Annotated in this window: 16 protein-coding genes; 2 read left to right on the top strand and 14 right to left on the bottom strand. The window is 59.5% G+C overall.

Annotated features, from left to right (window positions below; translation table 11 throughout):
- Positions 1-202: 202 nt before the first annotated feature.
- From HDF09_RS11120 to HDF09_RS11060, 13 genes are all read right to left on the bottom strand, one after another.
- Positions 203-1,714 carry a terminase large subunit gene (locus HDF09_RS11120; protein ID WP_183765985.1) on the bottom strand — a complete coding sequence of 504 codons (1,512 nt, stop codon included), beginning with the start codon at positions 1,712-1,714 and terminating at the stop codon, positions 203-205.
- Between the two features lie 74 nt (positions 1,715-1,788).
- Positions 1,789-6,390, bottom strand: a complete 4,602-nt coding sequence (locus tag HDF09_RS11115) for an SGNH/GDSL hydrolase family protein (RefSeq protein WP_183765983.1) — start codon at positions 6,388-6,390, stop codon at positions 1,789-1,791.
- 121 nt (positions 6,391-6,511) lie between these two features.
- A complete protein-coding gene (locus HDF09_RS11110) occupies positions 6,512-7,504 on the bottom strand; it encodes a hypothetical protein (RefSeq protein WP_311719270.1) in 993 nt (330 codons plus the stop codon).
- Positions 7,501-8,013, bottom strand: coding sequence for a hypothetical protein (locus HDF09_RS11105; RefSeq protein ID WP_183765981.1), 513 nt, complete (start codon positions 8,011-8,013; stop codon positions 7,501-7,503). The genes HDF09_RS11110 and HDF09_RS11105 overlap by 4 nt, the downstream gene beginning before the upstream one ends.
- A gap of 36 nt (positions 8,014-8,049) precedes the next feature.
- On the bottom strand, positions 8,050-8,499 hold the full coding sequence (locus HDF09_RS11100; RefSeq protein WP_183765979.1) for a hypothetical protein: 450 nt from the start codon (positions 8,497-8,499) through the stop codon (positions 8,050-8,052).
- Positions 8,477-9,100 (bottom strand): hypothetical protein, encoded by a 624-nt coding sequence (locus HDF09_RS11095; RefSeq protein ID WP_183765977.1) that lies wholly within the window; start codon positions 9,098-9,100, stop codon positions 8,477-8,479. Before HDF09_RS11095 ends, HDF09_RS11100 begins: the two co-directional genes overlap by 23 nt.
- 91 nt (positions 9,101-9,191) lie before the next feature.
- Complete coding sequence (locus HDF09_RS11090) at positions 9,192-10,163, bottom strand: hypothetical protein (protein ID WP_183765975.1); 972 nt, start codon at positions 10,161-10,163, stop codon at positions 9,192-9,194.
- A 132-nt stretch (positions 10,164-10,295) separates the two neighbouring features.
- Positions 10,296-10,721 carry a hypothetical protein gene (locus tag HDF09_RS11085; RefSeq protein ID WP_183766246.1) on the bottom strand — a complete coding sequence of 142 codons (426 nt, stop codon included), beginning with the start codon at positions 10,719-10,721 and terminating at the stop codon, positions 10,296-10,298.
- 56 nt (positions 10,722-10,777) lie between these two features.
- Positions 10,778-11,161 carry a hypothetical protein gene (locus tag HDF09_RS11080; RefSeq protein ID WP_183765973.1) on the bottom strand — a complete coding sequence of 128 codons (384 nt, stop codon included), beginning with the start codon at positions 11,159-11,161 and terminating at the stop codon, positions 10,778-10,780.
- Positions 11,162-11,250: 89 nt separating this feature from the next.
- Positions 11,251-11,889 (bottom strand): hypothetical protein, encoded by a 639-nt coding sequence (locus HDF09_RS11075; protein WP_260181129.1) that lies wholly within the window; start codon positions 11,887-11,889, stop codon positions 11,251-11,253.
- A 235-nt stretch (positions 11,890-12,124) separates the two neighbouring features.
- Positions 12,125-12,469, bottom strand: a complete 345-nt coding sequence (locus HDF09_RS11070) for a hypothetical protein (RefSeq protein WP_183765971.1) — start codon at positions 12,467-12,469, stop codon at positions 12,125-12,127.
- Positions 12,470-13,009: 540 nt separating this feature from the next.
- Positions 13,010-13,504 carry a sigma factor-like helix-turn-helix DNA-binding protein gene (locus HDF09_RS11065; protein ID WP_183765969.1) on the bottom strand — a complete coding sequence of 165 codons (495 nt, stop codon included), beginning with the start codon at positions 13,502-13,504 and terminating at the stop codon, positions 13,010-13,012.
- Between the two features lie 49 nt (positions 13,505-13,553).
- Positions 13,554-13,697 (bottom strand): hypothetical protein, encoded by a 144-nt coding sequence (locus HDF09_RS11060; RefSeq protein WP_183765967.1) that lies wholly within the window; start codon positions 13,695-13,697, stop codon positions 13,554-13,556.
- Positions 13,698-14,198: 501 nt separating this feature from the next.
- On the opposite strand from HDF09_RS11060, the gene HDF09_RS11055 reads away from it, so the two are divergent.
- Complete coding sequence (locus HDF09_RS11055) at positions 14,199-14,915, top strand: hypothetical protein (protein ID WP_183765965.1); 717 nt, start codon at positions 14,199-14,201, stop codon at positions 14,913-14,915.
- Positions 14,916-15,022: 107 nt separating this feature from the next.
- Entirely contained in the window at positions 15,023-15,313 is a 291-nt protein-coding gene (locus tag HDF09_RS11050; RefSeq protein ID WP_183765963.1) for a hypothetical protein, read from the top strand.
- 217 nt (positions 15,314-15,530) lie between these two features.
- On the opposite strand, the gene HDF09_RS11045 is transcribed toward HDF09_RS11050, so the two are convergent.
- On the bottom strand, positions 15,531-15,821 hold the full coding sequence (locus tag HDF09_RS11045) for a hypothetical protein (RefSeq protein ID WP_183765961.1): 291 nt from the start codon (positions 15,819-15,821) through the stop codon (positions 15,531-15,533).
- Between the last annotated feature and the right edge of the window lie 287 nt (positions 15,822-16,108).

Genomic DNA, 16,108 nt, shown 5'->3' with positions numbered 1-16,108 from the left:
CCCCAGCAACAGAATAACCCGTGTGTCCTGCCGGACGGCCTCCTGCGCGGAGGGCGGGCGTTCGCACGCCTTTTTAGAGCTTCGCGCGGTCCTCCCGTTGGTCGGCACAATCTTCCCTCGCGACCAACGGGAGCGCCAACCGCAGGGGTATACAAACCACGAAGTGGCCGCCCCACGCGCAGTGGGCCCGTCCGGCAGGACATCATCTCTTCCCCAGCAACTCAGCCCGAACCGCCTGCCCAATCGCCATCGCCATCAAGCAATCATCATGCGCCCCATTCACAGCCCCAGTTCTCCCCCCAGCCATAGCAACGAAAGTCCGACACTCCCCCAGCAACCGCCGGCTAAAAAACATCCCAGGCGACTCCACCAGCAAAGCTCCCATCCGGCTCACCATCCCAGGCTTCGACCCCGCAGTCGTCAACCAACCCGCAACGCCACTCTGCTCATACACACGCGCATACCGCTCCACGCTATCCAGATAAGCAAGCACACCAGCTCCATGATTATTCCTCTCCACCGCAATCATCGCCCCGCCATACTCCCTCGCCAGATCCGCCGAAACCCTCGCCAACTCCAGCGTCCCCAGCCTCTGCTGCAACTCCGCGCACTGCAACCCGGACTCCCTCTCGATCACCTGCACCGCCGCAAAGTCGCCATCCGTCCCACCTCCGGCAGTATCGACCGCAACCACATACTCCTTCCCGGCAATAGGAGGCAGCCAAATCTGCAACGCCCCACCCCGCCGCATCACCAGAGGCTCACCCACCGAAGCCAGCCGCTCCTCCACAGCCTCCACCTCAAAGCAGCACTCGCCCGTAGCCTTGAAGCAGCTCTCCGCATCCTCTGCAAACTCCTGCGACCGCAGCCCCCGATAACTAGCCTCCAGCCCTCTGCGAAACCCAATCTGCCGCGCCGTCAAACCATGCGCCGTCACCAGCCGAAGCTCATCCTCCCGCAGCGCATCCACAGGACCCACAGGAGCCGCCACATAGGCCTCCTCCATCCACCACGGAAAAAAGTGCCGAACCACACCGCTATCCCGCTGACCAGCTAACTCGCCGACTCGTTGCTCCAGCGCCCGTCCCCACTCCTCATAGAAGCATCCATAAGCCCCATTCGGCGTAGACTCCATCACCATCTCGCCCCCAGGAGCAAGCGCCGCCCGAAGCCCCGCCAGCGTAGCCCCCGCATCTCCCGGCCACCGGCTCACCTCGCTGCAATGCAGATACTGCACCGTCAACCCACGCCCAGCATTCTCATCCCCCGCGCTCACCACGCGAAACTCACTATCCAGCGCCGGAAAACACATCTGCCCCGCATTCGCCTTACTCCGCCGCAGCGCACCCTCGCGCAGCTCCTCCGGCAGACACTCCCAGAATCGCTGCACCATCCGAAAGATTCCCTCTGCCGCCTCTCTCGTCTGCGCCACCTGCACCGTCATTACGCCGCGAGCCGTAATGGTCTTCAAAAAAAACCGTCCCGCCACCCAGGTTGTAATCCCCATCTGCCTGGCCTTCAGCACAATGTTCTGGTTGCCGCGCTCGCGTTCAAACGCCTTCTGCACCGCATTGGCCCGCAGCGGCCGCTCCACGCCCTCACGATCCCGAACCTTCAACCACCCCTCAGCCACCTTCATCAATCTCGTTGGGTTCTCATCCATCCACCTGCCAACCGTCAGCAGATCTTCCACATCCCGCTGAGCTTCACCCATTCCACCAACCTCATCCAGAAAAACTGCAGGCGCAGCCCCGCCAGCACAACGAGGCCGCGCCCAACTGCAACCAACTACATCTCCCAATGACATCCCGAAACCGTCTTAGGGTTGGGAACATCCCGCAGCGTCAACGACTTATTCGGCGGCACCGGCACCACCGTGCCCGCCGCCAGCCCATTGATCAGCTGCGACGAACTTCCAGTCACCACACCAACCGTAAAGGCCGACTGGATATTCGAGACCGTGTAGGTAGCCCCGCTCGGTCCGGTGCAATCAGGCAGCGTCAGTGTCTGATTTGCCACAGGACTCGCCGTTACATAGCCGTCCCCACTCAACATGGTGTAAGTCGCCGCGGTAACAACATGCGGATTCAACTGGCTAAACCCGAAGGAGTAGTTCAGCGTGTTGCTGGCGATCACACCCATGCGGTTTTGCAGAGTCTGACTAGGATGAATGCCGTCGGGGAAGTTGGAGCCGTTTGCCGACGCTCCGTCTGCCCCAATCAACGGCTCTGCCGCAAAGTCGATGACTCCCTCCGCACCCGCTATCTTTGCGCCAGAAAGAATGAGCGCGTCGTAGCTATCCTTTGCTGCATCCATCGTCCCGCCCGCTCCCGCATTGCCCGCCCGAGACAGCATCGTCCCCACGAACACCCTGCAGCCCGCAGCCTTCAGGGTCGCAATCTCAGACGACATAAAACTCATCGTCTGCAGTGGCGTTGGATAGCTGTTCAGGTCGTTGGTTCCTGCAAACACGGTCGCAACCATCGGCCCAGATCCCCCGCATTGCGGAGCGACACGGTTAGCTTCGGAACCAGCCATCTCGGCGAGCTTTGCTCCTGGAATCCCATAGTTGTTGATCACGTAAGGCTGCTGATTAGTCAGGTTCAACAGCGACGGCCAGGGTGTCGTGACACCGATACCGAACGTAATCGAATCGCCTATCGCAAATAGTGACGGCGCCGGCTGTGGAGCCAGCGCTGGAACAAGAGGAACTCCACGGCTCGCCGCATCCGATGTCAACTGTTGGCTGTACAGCTTCATCTGGGCAGCGTTCAGTGTCGGAAAGGCAACGGCGCGGTACATATTTCCATAAAAGCCCGAACCGTTGAAAGAACCCGAAGGGCTGGAGCCAAGAACAAGGTTTCCGCTCGTCTGAAAACCCGCCGAAGTCCCCCCGCCTCTCGTGCACTCGTTGCCATCAATGTAGAAGTGATCGGTGCTCGTTCCCGAAACCCCGAGAATATAGCCGAACACGTGGAACCCAGCAACCAAAGTAGTGCAGGAGCTCTGCGCACTTCCGCCAGAGTAGCTGGACGGAGAGAAGGCCGATCCCTGCAAGCCGAGATCCTGATAAAGCAGGTTCAACCCAGAAGGCCCGAGGGTCGACGCTAAAATCATCGAATACTGGTTTGAAGCCAGAGCAACCTGAGTCAACGGATTGACGTAAACCGAAAAGATCCATCCCTGCGAACCGTTCAAGCTGGCCGGCAGCGAAACCGATTGCGTCAAGGCAGTAAAACTCAATCCATTCGGTATCCATTGGGGTGCAGCCGCACCAGAACCCAGCGTGCCGCTATTCCCATTCCCACTGATATCCGTCAGAACCGATCCGCTGCCTTGAAGGAAGTCATAGTCAGCCGTCGCTCCCGCAATCGGTGCCACCCCACTCGGCAACCCCGATCCAGTCTGTCCACCACCGGTCGAACCTGCAGGAACTGACCACGTCCCATCCTCCCGCAGATAGCGTGCTGTACCCGCCGTCGCGCCAGGATCAGGAACCGCACCAGGAGAGTGAGTCGTACCCGAAGCTCCAAACAACGGAAGCTGCGCCGCACCCACAGTGCCATTCAATGTCGTCGCATTCACCGTCCCCGCATTGATCGTCCCTGCTGTAAACGCCTGTGGGCTGAACTGATAGTTCGTGCCTCGCAGGTTCATATGCAGCGTACTCGTCGTCGGCTGGAAGGAGACCGAATCCGACCCGGCACTGCTGTCCAACTCAAAAAGATCGTAGCCGGAGTTCCAGTTCCCACACCCATGAGAGTTGCAGTGAACTGAGAACACACTCTGCTCTCCCGCCTGCACATCCATCGTCCGTTGCCAGATCCCCTGCACGACGTAGGCATAACCCGGCTCAGTATGGGTTCCACCATTGCCCAGATAGTTGGACGCAGAGACGTTATTCGAAACCGTCCACCCGCTCACACCGGGGCCTACATTGTTCTCATACTCAACTCCCGCCGTCTGCCCCACCGTAGCACGAGGCGTCCACTGTCCAATGAAGGACACATCCGGCGCAACTCGCTGCTGATAATAATGCGGCTCTTCCAGAGAATCGTTCACGGCCCAGGCGACAGTGTTCGGCGCCAGCGTCAGTTGCCCATCCACGCTCTTCGTCGCCGTATCAAATACTCCCAGCACCTCGGCCATGGGATACAAAACATATCCCCCCGTCACCTTGGACACAGTACCGCCCGTGCTCGTACTGTTGGCGCCCGTCTCTGAGAACGTCAACGTGTTCGACCCAGTAGTAGTCACAACGAAGTTACCGTTGTAGCTCTGGTCCGCCACACCCGAGATGGTCATGTTCAATCCATTCACATCCACCGGCAACGAACCCGCCGTCGTAACCGTAACCACACCATTGCTCCTGGCAATCGCGGAAATCGCTAGCGACACATTCAAAAAGCCGCTGGTGTTCTTCTGCACGCCCACAATCGAAGTCAGCGAGCCTGCATAGTACAGACCCGTCGTTGAGTAAGACCCGACGACAGGAAACACCTGCCGGATCGCCCCCACCGTATCCACCGTCTGTTCCAGCCCATATCCGCACAACCCCCCAAACGCAATCGTGGTCCCGGCATAATGCGGCTTATTCAAAGTCATCTGCAGGTGTGTTCCATCCACCACCGAGTAGTTCGCCATCTCGTAGTTCGTGGTTGAAGTCTTGATAGGAGGGTCCATAAGGCAGGCCACCCCACTTGGACTCGGAATCGCGGCCGTACTCGTCGCGAATCCAGCCGTCACCCCGGTCGTCGCAATCGCCACCGTCACTGCTCCCGGAGCGGTGTTGTTTGCCTGAGACGGTATCACCTGTGCCGTCGCCAGAAACACGCTCACCGGAAAGTTCGTCCCACTGAAGGTCGCGATCGGACCCGGACCAAAGTTCACCTGGCCCGTTCCACCCGTCAACACCCCAATCGTAATCGTCTTCGCCGGATTCTTGTCGATCAGATATCGCCCCTCACCCTGCGTCCCCGCCGCCTGAATGGAACCTACCGTCACCACCGTAGATCCCGGAGAACACCCCGCGCTACAGACTCCCTGGAAGACGTTGAAATCCTCCTGAATCTGAATATCGTAGGGGTGCGCGCCCTCATCTGCCTCATCGCGGAATCCCCCCGACGAGGTCAGGATCTGCGATCCCATCAGACAATCGCCAACCCCATAGCAGTTGATTGCCTGCGAATCCAGAACATGCTGACCCAGCGTGTTGTACTCGCCCTCTACGTTCATCGCGTTATAGTTCGTCTTGAAGTAAGGAACACTTCCGATCCCCGCTGCAAACAGATTGGACCCCCCCGTCACGCCGCGATGAACGATCGACAGCGCATAGGAGTTCGGATCCGATGACCCTCCCGCCGCAAACTCGGCCTGGGAGTTCCGGGTCGAAGTCACATCGATGACCTGACCGGCATCAACTCCGGCCTCGACCGAACTCGTCGGGTTGAAGTAGGTATCGCGTCGCTGTCCGTTCCTGTCATCCTCGATATGGGTTCCTCCTGCGCCACTATTCCATGTACTCGCCGCATAGTTCTCGCCCACCGGATAGCTGTGTTCTACCTTCACCTCGCAGCCGCTCGCGCAATCAGGACTCGTCACCGCATTTGCAATTCCGTTGCCGCCCAGACCGGTTACATATTGGCTCGCATACTCATCGCCATTCAGGTTATTCACCTGCAGCTGCGTCCCCAAAGGCTGCACCACAACCTGGGTCGCTGCCGGCACCGTCGAAACCTTCTGTCCCAGCCCCGCCGCAACGCCGGTCACATTCACATCGACATAGTGCTTATCAGCCGCCTGGTTCGAAGTAGTCGGGTCGCCCGGTAGCACCAGCGGTCCAGTCATCGTATCCCCCGCCTTCTCGACAAACGGATTCGTGCTATCCAGCGGATGTCCCGTCACCGCGGCTGCAATCGCCGTGTCCACATAGTTCTTGCTCACCGTCTGCATCGCCACCGAGGTAGGAAGCACCGTGCTCTCGATCGTGCTCACCTGCACCGGAGCCTGGCTTACAGGAACCACCCAGAACTGCCGGCTGACCGTCCCATCATCCAGGTGATACACCGCCGTATAGTAGGTCCCAATCGGCGTCGACCCCGCATTCGGAACCAGGGCCAGACTCAGAGCTCCGTTCGTGATCGTAGCCGAAGTGGTGCCGCTCGGCACAGCCTGCCCGCTCGCGGCGGTAAAGGCCTGCCAGCTCACAATCACGCTCCCATTCGCCAGCGTCCCGTCTCCGCGGTAGATCGTATCTGTAACCTGCGTAGTAGCAATTGTGTTCGGTGTCGTCGCCTGTGCCGCAGCGGCCACCTTCATCACCGTCATCGCGCCCGGAGCTGCCAGCAGCAGCATCCCGATCAGCGTCCATCCCTTAGGCTTCCAATGCATCTCTGTTCTCCTCGTTCCTGTTCACTTTCGTTCGCCGCGAGCACGGTCCCTCGGCGCAGCTCGTTGCCGGAAGTAGTCCCCGGTTGCCCCGCTCCAACCCCCACAGGCTTGTGTTGATCCGCTAAACAGCCCGCATCGCTCCCGGCAGATAACTGCGGAAGCACAAAACCGTCTCGCCGTCGTTAGCGTCCTTCACCGGCAGCGCGCGAAACGCTCCCGCCAGTTTCACCTTCTCTAACGGTCCTGCCAGCGCCTCCGCCATCTCCGCCGAGCCCTGCATCGCCTGCAGCCGCGGATAGTGGTAGATCACCCGGTCTCCCTGCTCTCCATCCATCACAAACAGCCCCGACCACTCCTGAAAAAATCCGCCGCCCTCACGATCGACAAACCCCATCAGCGGACTTACCTGCATCCCCGAAGGCGGTGCTCCCGCCAGCAGCGGCGCTCCCAACTGCAGCACTCCGTTGGCAATCGACACCACCCGCCCCACATTCAACGAAACCCGCCGAATGTAATTGATGTCGTTCGCCACCGAAGCCGGCGAGCTAACATACGCCGCGCTAACCCCGCTCCCAACAAATCCCACCTGCGCCACATAGTCCTCATCGACCGACACCAGCTGCCCAACCTCAAACTGCGCCGCCGCCGCGGCCCCTACATTCAAAGCAGTCGCCGTCGATGCAGCCGCTCCAGTCAGCAAAACAGCCTGTGCCGCCCTGCCCCCACTCCCATTCGCAGCGGCTCCAGTCGCAGTCTGCAGCAGGTTCATCTGCTGCGACCCCGCAGCCAGCGCCAGCTGCAGCTTCCCCCAGCTCTCAAATTCGAGCTGCAACGTCGCCTCCACCTGCGTCACCACCTGGCTCTGCACCACCGCCGGAGCCCCCGTCGTCAGTGCGCCAATCTTCGTCTCGCTCTTCCTGGCGAACTTGGTGCACCATCCCAGATCCACCCATGGCGCCGGCGGCGAGCTCAACGCAAACGTCCCGCTATGCGCCGCATCGAACACCGTAGGCGCTCCCGCCGCCCGATTCACCGGAGCAAAGTAAGCCCTCACCCTCCGCGTCACCGGAGCCACCGCCCCCACCAGACCAACCGCAGTAACCGTCGTGCTCACAGCTCACCCGCTTCCTGGTAGCAAAACACCTCGACCGTAGCCACACGCTCCAGCCGCTCCGTGTTCACCACCGCAGCCCCAAACGCAGCGTCACCCCAGAACACATTCGTCCCCATTGCCACCGGAGCCAGCCCCGACCCGCCCGCCGCGCCAACATAGTTCCTCTTCGTCACACTCTGCGGAGCCGCACTCACCGCCGCCACCAGCTCTGCATCCATCGCCGACAGCAACCGCCCCCGATCCATTCCGCCGTTGCCAGAGTCGCCATCCGTCGCATAGCTGATCTCGCAAGTCATCGTGGCCAGCGGCAGCGCCCCCTGCGCATCCACGCTAAGCCCCGTCCAGTGCAGGCAAAACGCATTCACCGGCACAGTCGCAGAAGCCAGCTCGTTCTCCTCCACCAGCACGCCAGGCCGTATCACCCCGCGCAGTACGATCGTTCGTGCCGGATTCACCGCCGCCAGCCTGTCCCGCAGCGTGACATAAAACGTATCTCTAGCATTCTGCATTTATCTGTAACCTTTCCAGTGGCATTTACGCCGCAACTAAACCATCAACGCCAACGGTGCCCGCAGCACAAGCCGATAGACATAGGTAGCGCCGCCCACCTCCGACTCCGAAGCTGATTCAATCTCCAGCAGCATGTCGTCGATCAGCACTCCGAACGCCGTGGCAAACAAGACATTCGCAGCCGAATATCCCATCGATCCCACCAGCGCGTTCACCGCCGTAGCCGAAACAAACAGCTCGCTCTTAGCCGCTTTACCATTAGCCAAAGTAGCCCGTGCCTTCCGAAACACCACCGGCACCAGCGCCACATCCTGAAACGTCGGCACAGCCAGCCCCAGCTGCTCTGTCGTGTCGCCCGAACTCGCCAGTGCCGGCATCCGCAGAAACACAGACCGCCCCCCGCAGGATCGCAACAACACCTCCGCCGTCCGCAACGCCCTTATCGATGCATCTCCCATCGCCTCACCCGAGCCTCTCTGCGACATAGGGCTTCAGCAGCATCTGCACCTGAGGGTCGATGAGCGAGCTGCTGAAGTACTGCATCCACATCGTGTCCATCTTGGTCTGTTTCACATTCGTCCCCGGCGTCGCCTGTGCATTCTTCACAATCTGCACGCAAGCCACCTTCACCGCATCGGGCACCGTCACCAGCCCTGAAGTGTAGGTCACCTCAACCTCGTTGTAGTCGATCCCCAGAAAGTTCCTGGGAAACGTAAGCTCAGCCGTCGTCTGATTCACATCGACCGTCGTCACATCCAAGGCACTCCAGCTCCCCGGCACGCTGAACGCCCACGCAATCTGCTCATGAAACGGATCGGGCAATTCTCCCCTGCGCGGTCTTGCAAACCGAACCCTCACCCCAACCAGCGCCGAAGCAGCTCCAACCGCAGCCGCCAGCGGACGATAGCTCAGCCGCACCGTCTGCGCGCCGGCAGTCAACCGCATTCGCTCCACATACTGCGTCACTAGCAGACTAGGCCGCCGACAATAAGACTCCATCAGCGCGGAAGCCATCGTCACCCAGTCATCCGTAGTCTCTGCCGTCAGCCCATACTGCACATACTCCGTCGGCAACAAATAGCCCATCGCATCCCTCTCTCAAAAGCAACAGGGACCGGCACAAAATAGCACCGGTCCCCGCAGTTATCAATCAAACCAGTCAAAAACAGAAGAAGCTCTAGCGGTCAACCAGAACCTGGTAGTGTGCATAGTTAGCGCCCTTTACAACAACGCCGCCAAACTTCACAACCACATACTGCGAAGCCAGCGAACCAGGGACGCCGAGTTGGAAGATGCGAGGATTCGGATCGCTCAACCAGTGGTATTCGATCAAGTCCTCGGTCACGATGTAAGCCGGAAGCACAGCCGAACCAGAACCGGGAGTGCCGGTATAGCTCAGCGTCCACTCAGGAATCAGCGGAATATCGCCCGCCTGAGTCGAAAGAGTCTTTACGCTAAAACCGGCAGCGATCTCCTTGCTCTGCAGAACCACGTTGAACTCCGCCTTCATCTCGCGATCGATCAGATCGAGCAGCACAGGATTGGCATAGATCGCAGTAGGACGAACGCCAAACGAGCTGTTCGAAACCATCTGGGCAATGGTCGACTTGAAGCCATCGACGATGCTCTGGTTGGTGCCGATCGAAACCGTGTTGCCGCCCGCAGCAATCTGCGCACCCGCGCCAAAATACTGCGCAGTCGTAGGCGAACTGAGGCTGGTATCGCTGCCGTTCCACAGAGCAACGTCATGCGTACGCAGAACGCCGTCAACAGTATCGGCAAGATCCTTCGCCTGCAGATAAGCAAACTGGCTCTGCTGCTGGCCAAGCTCGATATCGAACAGGTTGTAGTTGATCTGCGCAACCAGGGCCTTCAGTGGAACACTGCGTTCCACGCGAGTCGGGCTCACCAGCGGCGCAACGATATTGCGCGGATCGACGAATCCAGCCGAAGCCGAAGGCGACGGAATCGCAGTCTCTTCAAAGTAGCGTGAAGGATGGCCGGTTGCAGGAACCTGCTTGATTCGGCGGCCAAAGATCCCACGCCGCTGAACCAGGTCCAGAATCTCTGTCTGATACAGCGGAACTTCAATCGCGCCAGGTCCAATGAAATCTGCAGCGCCATTAATATCGGTAAACTTCGCGTTCATCTTTCTCCCTTTCAAAACAAAAAAGGCACAGCCAGAGCCGCGCCCATCTAGAAAACTCATCACTGGCGCCGAAGGCGCGTCAGCCTCTTGTGGCAGATCGCGCCGTGCGCGCAGCACGCATTTGCTGTTGATCTAAGCCAGCAAGCCAGACCGCATCAACTGAGCCTTCACCGCAATCCGCTGCTCCACGCTCAAACTCACCAGCGCAGCATCGACAGCTCCGGCCTCCATCGTATCCACCGTTACTCCCTGCTTCGCCAGCAGGTTCGCCATGGATACAGGAAGGGTCTTCCGTCCATGTGTAACCTCAGCAGGCACAGAAGCAGCAGCGGCCTTCAACTCAGCAATCTGAGCCTCCGCAGCAGCCAGCTTCTCCTCCAGCTCTGCCTCACGCTGTCTCTCGACAGTTGCGACGATCCGGCCAATCGAAGCCTCGGCATCCATGGCAAAGTCGTTCTGCCGCTGTGCCAGCCTCTCGACCGCCTGCTCCAGCAAACCAGCCGCGGCAGCCAAACGCTCCACCGTGCTTCCCAGCTCGTCTTTCATCTCCAGTTCCATCTCCATGCTCTTTCGCCTTTCTCTTCGGTTAATCAGTCCACCCACTGAATCTCGTCTTAGGCCGCAACCGAGCCCTGGCCATTCTGCACATTCAGAATCGCCACTACGGCAGAGACCACATTCGCGATGTAGCTACTGTCAGCAGTAATGCCTGCCTTCGCCAACAGCGCAGTCACCGCCTGCTCAGTCAGCAGCAGAACCTCAGAAAGCTTCTGTGCACCCGTGCCGCTCTGCGCGCCGGAGGCCGCATACTTCTGCTCCACCAGCAGCACCGCCGTCTGAATCAGCGAAGTAGCATCGGCCACCTCATTCGCAATCGGAGCAGCAACCGGAAACAGAAGCCCAACCAGCTTCTCCACCGGAACCGCATACTCCACCGCCCACTTCAGCCCCTTGGCAAAGCCCTTCCCAATCGTCTCCATCACACTTATAAAACTCATCGTCCCCTCATTCGTTTAGGCGCCGAAGGCGGTCTGCCTCCTGTGGCAGATCGCGCCATGTGCGCAGCACGCAGTTGTCTTTCCGCTATTTACCGAGCCACAGCCACCCGTCGCCCAACCGAAGCCGGCCGCTTCACACGAAAGCTCGTACTCCGATAAGCGGCCTTCTCCCGCAGCAGAATCGCAGCCCCGGTAAAGGTCGCACGAGTCAGAGTCCACACCTGCGCCCGCATATCCGCCACATGTGCATCCGCCAGCTCATAGCTCATCCCCATCAAGTTTGACGTAGCTCCGCTCCCCTGGATCTTCGCCTCCATCTCCGGAAAGTCCCGCGCAAACAAGTAACCCGCAACCATCAGCTTCTGTCCGTCCAACTCAGCGGCTGTAATGATGCCGCACTTCTGTCGCGCATCATGTCCATCCCACCCCGCCTTGTAGTCGACAGCCATCCCCAGCAGACTTGGCAGCGCAGCCTCCGCAGCCGCACGCGTCAGCACCACCCGGTGCCCCTTCGCACCACTGGGAGCCTTATCGCTCGCCACATCCACCAGCGTCAACACTCCTTCAAACGGCAATCGGTTCGGATGTCCGTGCACTACCGGAAACTCCACCGCCATCGCCCGCATCTCCAGGCCCGCCGCACCCCGCAAACCATCCCGCCTGCCTGCAAGCTCCGACCATCCAGCAAGCCCAGCACTTCGCCGATGAAGCCCCTCCGAGTGTCCCATTGCACCTCCTGTATTTTTTCCTTCGCCCAACGAACCACACCACTACTACCGTCCCCGCGAACGTGCGCGGCTGCCTTTTTTCTCAACCGGCACGCCCAGCAGGGACATCCCCACCACGCTCTCCCGCGCTCGATCTCATAACGATCAATATCGATTACAAATAAATCTCACACCGATCAAGATCAGTTACAAATCACCGCGGAACAACCCCCGACCACCCAGGAATCCGCCTTACCTACTCCTCCGGCTCGCGAGCCATCTTCTCCAGCAGCTTCCCTACAACGCTCTTTCCTCGCCGCTTTGTCGCCTCCGGCATCTCGCCTTTGTCCAGGCCTCCCAGATTGGCCAGCATCTTTGTGTGCGCAATGCTGCCCTTCTTAGCCTCCTCCACAAACCGCTCCACAATCTCCGGCAGCGCCTCCGCCACCCGAGCCCGCGTAAACGTCCTGCAGAACTTCGGCCGCGGACCCTTCGCAGTAGCACCATCAGCTCCTGCACCTTTGTCTCCTGCCCCCTGAACTCCACCGTCCCCGTCCAGTCCCTGTCGCACAAACCGTCCCGCCACCCGCTTCCGTTCCACCCTGGTCTCCTCCCAAAAGCAAACGGGAGAGCAGCCCTCAGGCTCTCTCCCGTTTCAATTCTTTACTACCTTTCCAGAATAGCAGTTGGACCATAACTAATACGCCAACTTTTCAGCACAAATAATCACCATCGAAACAACGACTTACCCTCTCCGAGTCACTTTCCGCCTATTGACAACTTTTTCCTCACTCCCAAATCGGCACAGATGAACCAGCGACGAAGCGGTCCCCCTGCGAGATTGTGGACACGATGAAACCACTACCGCTTATGACGACGCGTCATCTCGACCGAAGACGCGCGGGTCTCATCGCACGACGCAATGGAGAGATCCCTGTATTTCCTCCTCTCCCCCCTGCGATTGCTCATCGTTCAGCTATCTCAACGCGAAACCGCCCTACTCCCAAAAAGCAAACGGGAGAGCAGCCGCCAGGCGCTCTCCCGTCTCAATTTTATTACCTTACCAGAGTAGCACTCGGCGCATAACTCATACGCCAACTTCAAGACAGAAATAACAGCAATTGAAACAGTTGTTTACGCCTTACAGGATAGTTCCAGCCTCTTGACAAGCCTTCGCAGGCTCCAGAAGTTTCCGTTCCAGGAAGATCTCCGTCAGCTCATCCAGCGCATCCGCATACTGCCGGTGCACCGACCTCAGGCTCAACCCCAGCAGCCCCGCCGTCTCCGCCTGCGTAAACTCCTGCAGCGCAATCCGTCGGATCAAGTGTTGTTGTCCCTCGTTCAGCTTCTTGAGACACGTCTCCACGTCATGCACGAAGATCACCACATCTTCAAAGCTGTGCACTCGGTAGCTCGTCACCTTCCCGCGAAACATCTCGCGGCCCAGCAACGACGGCGCTCTTCCCGCCTCCATCGACAGCCTCACATACCGTCGCAGCATTCCCTCCGTATACTTCCGGTAGAACGCCAGTTCCGGAGCCGTCTTCTTCTGTTCCACCACCTCTGGCAGCGTCTTCTTACGAGAAGGCGCAGCCGTAGCCCACACCACCGGCAGAATCACCAAAGCTGCACTCATCGCGCACCTCCAGCAACCGCCACCGCCGCGGTGCAGCCAACGCTGCGTACTACCCCGCTACGCCCATGCCGACGCTTTCTTCCTCCAGCATGCTTGCCTCGCGGAGCCGGAAACTCTGCCAGTCGCCCAGCACATCCCCGGCAGTACACACCGTCAGAGCACGTACGGAGCCAAAGCGCCCCGCACCCTTCACATACCTTCAAATCCATGCGCAAGTAGTTCACTTCGTTCCCTTTCAAGGCGTACTTCTCCCCCGGACGAGCCTCAAATTTTTTACAATGGTCGAGTGGGCTCGCCTAAGCTGCTATGGAACGCCGTTCGCTTCGCCGCTTCGCTCTCCTGGCTCCATCGGACAAACGACAACATTCATTTATCGTTGCTTCAGTTCGGTGTCGTACCTTGGGAAAAATCGATCACCCTGTCGCCCCGCCCACACGTCTCCGATCGCGGTCCAGCACTTCGGCCCCGAGCTAAGGTCTTCAGTCGCTTTACCACTTCGGTTCCGTATTGAGAAAGTCTCAAGGTTATAGCTTTTGACAAAATTACTGTCAACTGCAATCTTTCCTCAGGCTATGCTGTCTCGTATATCCCTCGTTAGCAGTAGTTTGAAGGCCAAACTTATTGCGTCAAGCGAATATTTCGCTTTATCTTCGCCATGCCCAATGATATGGTTCGCCGAAGGTTACCCTCCATTATGAACTTTCAAGATCTCCACGAACTCCTTCGGCTTGAACTCCTTCGACGCATCGACCGAGGCCTCCTCACCGGCAGCCGCCTCGCCCAGCAGGCCGGCTTCCAGCAAGCCCACATCTCCAACTTCCTCAACCGAAAACGCGCCCTCTCCCTCGAAGGCCTAGACCGCGTCCTCGCCTCGCAGAAGCTCTCAGTCGAGCACATCCTACCACTCGACCTCAACGCAGCCTCCGCCCCAACTCCCACCGAAAACCGCGATCCCATCGAGACCGTCCCCGTCGTCTCTCCCTCCGCCGCCATGGACGACGCGCGCATTCCCCCCGCCTCCATCATCGAGACCATCCAGGTCTCCGCCTCCCGCCTCCAGGACAACCGCGCCCGTCCCTCGAGCAAATACGCCCACTGGCAGCGCTTCCTCGCCATCCGCGCCGACGCCCAGCAATCCGCCGCCATGGACCCGCTCCTCTCCCCCGGAGCCATCGCCGTCCTCGACCGCCACTACAACTCCCTCGCTCCCTACCGCGCCCACCAGCCCACCCTCTACGCCGTACGCTGCGGAGCCGCTCTCCTGCTGCGTTTCGTGGACTTCGACGAGGGCCGTCTCATCCTCCGTCCCTACTCCCGCGACTTCCCCGTCCAGCTCCTGTCTCTGGCCTCGCACGAAACCCCGGCCGACTACCTCGTAGGCCGCGTCTGCCTCATCTTCTCCGAACTCTGAACGCCACAGAGCAAGGCGCCGCAGGCGCGTCAGCCTCTTGTGGCAGATCGCGCAGTGCGCGCAGCACGCCGTTGCTGTTCTCGCCGTCATGTAACCTGTCCCAAGCGATGAACCTCCGCATAGCAGCTATCCGCTCCGGCACCGACCCCGTTCGCAAGCTAACCACCGGCTCCTTCCACCGCTGGCTCGAAACGCCCCTCACCTGCCCCCGATGCGCCGCCACCTATCTCCTCGCCGTCGACTGGGACCAATCCTCCGACCGCTGGTTCCCCGAGACCTCACGCCCCCTCATCACCCTTCTCAAGAAGGCGATCCACATGGGCCACACCACCGACCACCGCGTCACTCACTTCGAAACCGAAGGCGTCATCGTCGAAAGCATCACTCCGCCTTCGTAACCCAGAAGTCACCCGCCGACCAACGGGAGGCCCGAGGCGAAGCCGGTATACACCCCACGAAGTGGGCGCTGCCCGCGTAGGGCGAACTCAAATCTTCAGCACTTATAGTTACCAGGAAAGCCCAACCCCCAAGCGTTCAGCCGTCTCCGTTTAGGACACATACCGACCGCGAAATCCCCGCAGAGCGCCCCTTGCGGCTCCCCGGGGACAAGCCAGCCTAAGCTACCGCCAACTCGTACTCTTCCGCGCTGATCACCGCGCTGATATCGGTCACCGAACCAACGTTAGTTACGCCTACTGCAGGCTTCTTCCAATCGCCCAGCGAGCGGCTCAGCATCGATGCTGCGCAACCCTCACCGCAAAGAATGGTGATATCCCGGCTCCGCGCCAACTCCGCATCCCACGGCATAAACGTAACGCCGTGCGACGTAACCTTGGCCAAAACCCAATGATTGCTGGTCTTCTTCTGCACCCCGCAAACGCATGTATAAATCGTAATTGCAGCCATATAACTCTCCTCTCCGTCCCGTTGTTCCCGCGAACTGTGTGCTACATCTTGCATAGTTGCACTTGGGCTGCCAATGCTGCGAAAACGTCCGTATTTCTTTGTTTTCAACGCGACTGCCGCATCCGTCACCACTCCAGCGACGCCATCGAATGCTCTGGATTGGCAAGAATAGGAAAACATTTTCCACTCTCCCGTCCGAAGGGTAATTTCTTCAGCAATAGAGCGGGGACACACTCATCTGATGCTGGAAGATCGATCAGCGGCCCACAAAAGCAACCATAAGCGAA

It is taken from the genome of Edaphobacter lichenicola (assembly GCF_014201315.1).
Classification (GTDB): domain Bacteria; phylum Acidobacteriota; class Terriglobia; order Terriglobales; family Acidobacteriaceae; genus Edaphobacter; species Edaphobacter lichenicola_B.
This window is presented reverse-complemented; position numbering and strand designations above follow the sequence as displayed.

What these genes read in the sequence shown, in the direction of transcription:
- HDF09_RS11120 (WP_183765985.1), bottom strand. Translation starts at nt 1,714, where the DNA reads ATGGGTGAAGCTCAGCGGGATGTGGAAGATCTGCTGACGGTTGGCAGG.
- HDF09_RS11115 (WP_183765983.1), bottom strand. Translation starts at nt 6,390, where the DNA reads ATGCATTGGAAGCCTAAGGGATGGACGCTGATCGGGATGCTGCTGCTG.
- HDF09_RS11105 (WP_183765981.1), bottom strand. Translation starts at nt 8,013, where the DNA reads ATGCAGAATGCTAGAGATACGTTTTATGTCACGCTGCGGGACAGGCTG.
- HDF09_RS11100 (WP_183765979.1), bottom strand. Translation starts at nt 8,499, where the DNA reads ATGTCGCAGAGAGGCTCGGGTGAGGCGATGGGAGATGCATCGATAAGG.
- HDF09_RS11095 (WP_183765977.1), bottom strand. Translation starts at nt 9,100, where the DNA reads ATGGGCTATTTGTTGCCGACGGAGTATGTGCAGTATGGGCTGACGGCA.
- HDF09_RS11090 (WP_183765975.1), bottom strand. Translation starts at nt 10,163, where the DNA reads ATGAACGCGAAGTTTACCGATATTAATGGCGCTGCAGATTTCATTGGA.
- HDF09_RS11085 (WP_183766246.1), bottom strand. Translation starts at nt 10,721, where the DNA reads ATGGAACTGGAGATGAAAGACGAGCTGGGAAGCACGGTGGAGCGTTTG.
- HDF09_RS11080 (WP_183765973.1), bottom strand. Translation starts at nt 11,161, where the DNA reads ATGAGTTTTATAAGTGTGATGGAGACGATTGGGAAGGGCTTTGCCAAG.
- HDF09_RS11075 (WP_260181129.1), bottom strand. Translation starts at nt 11,889, where the DNA reads ATGGGACACTCGGAGGGGCTTCATCGGCGAAGTGCTGGGCTTGCTGGA.
- HDF09_RS11065 (WP_183765969.1), bottom strand. Translation starts at nt 13,504, where the DNA reads ATGAGTGCAGCTTTGGTGATTCTGCCGGTGGTGTGGGCTACGGCTGCG.
- HDF09_RS11055 (WP_183765965.1), top strand. Translation starts at nt 14,199, where the DNA reads ATGAACTTTCAAGATCTCCACGAACTCCTTCGGCTTGAACTCCTTCGA.
- HDF09_RS11050 (WP_183765963.1), top strand. Translation starts at nt 15,023, where the DNA reads ATGAACCTCCGCATAGCAGCTATCCGCTCCGGCACCGACCCCGTTCGC.
- HDF09_RS11045 (WP_183765961.1), bottom strand. Translation starts at nt 15,821, where the DNA reads ATGGCTGCAATTACGATTTATACATGCGTTTGCGGGGTGCAGAAGAAG.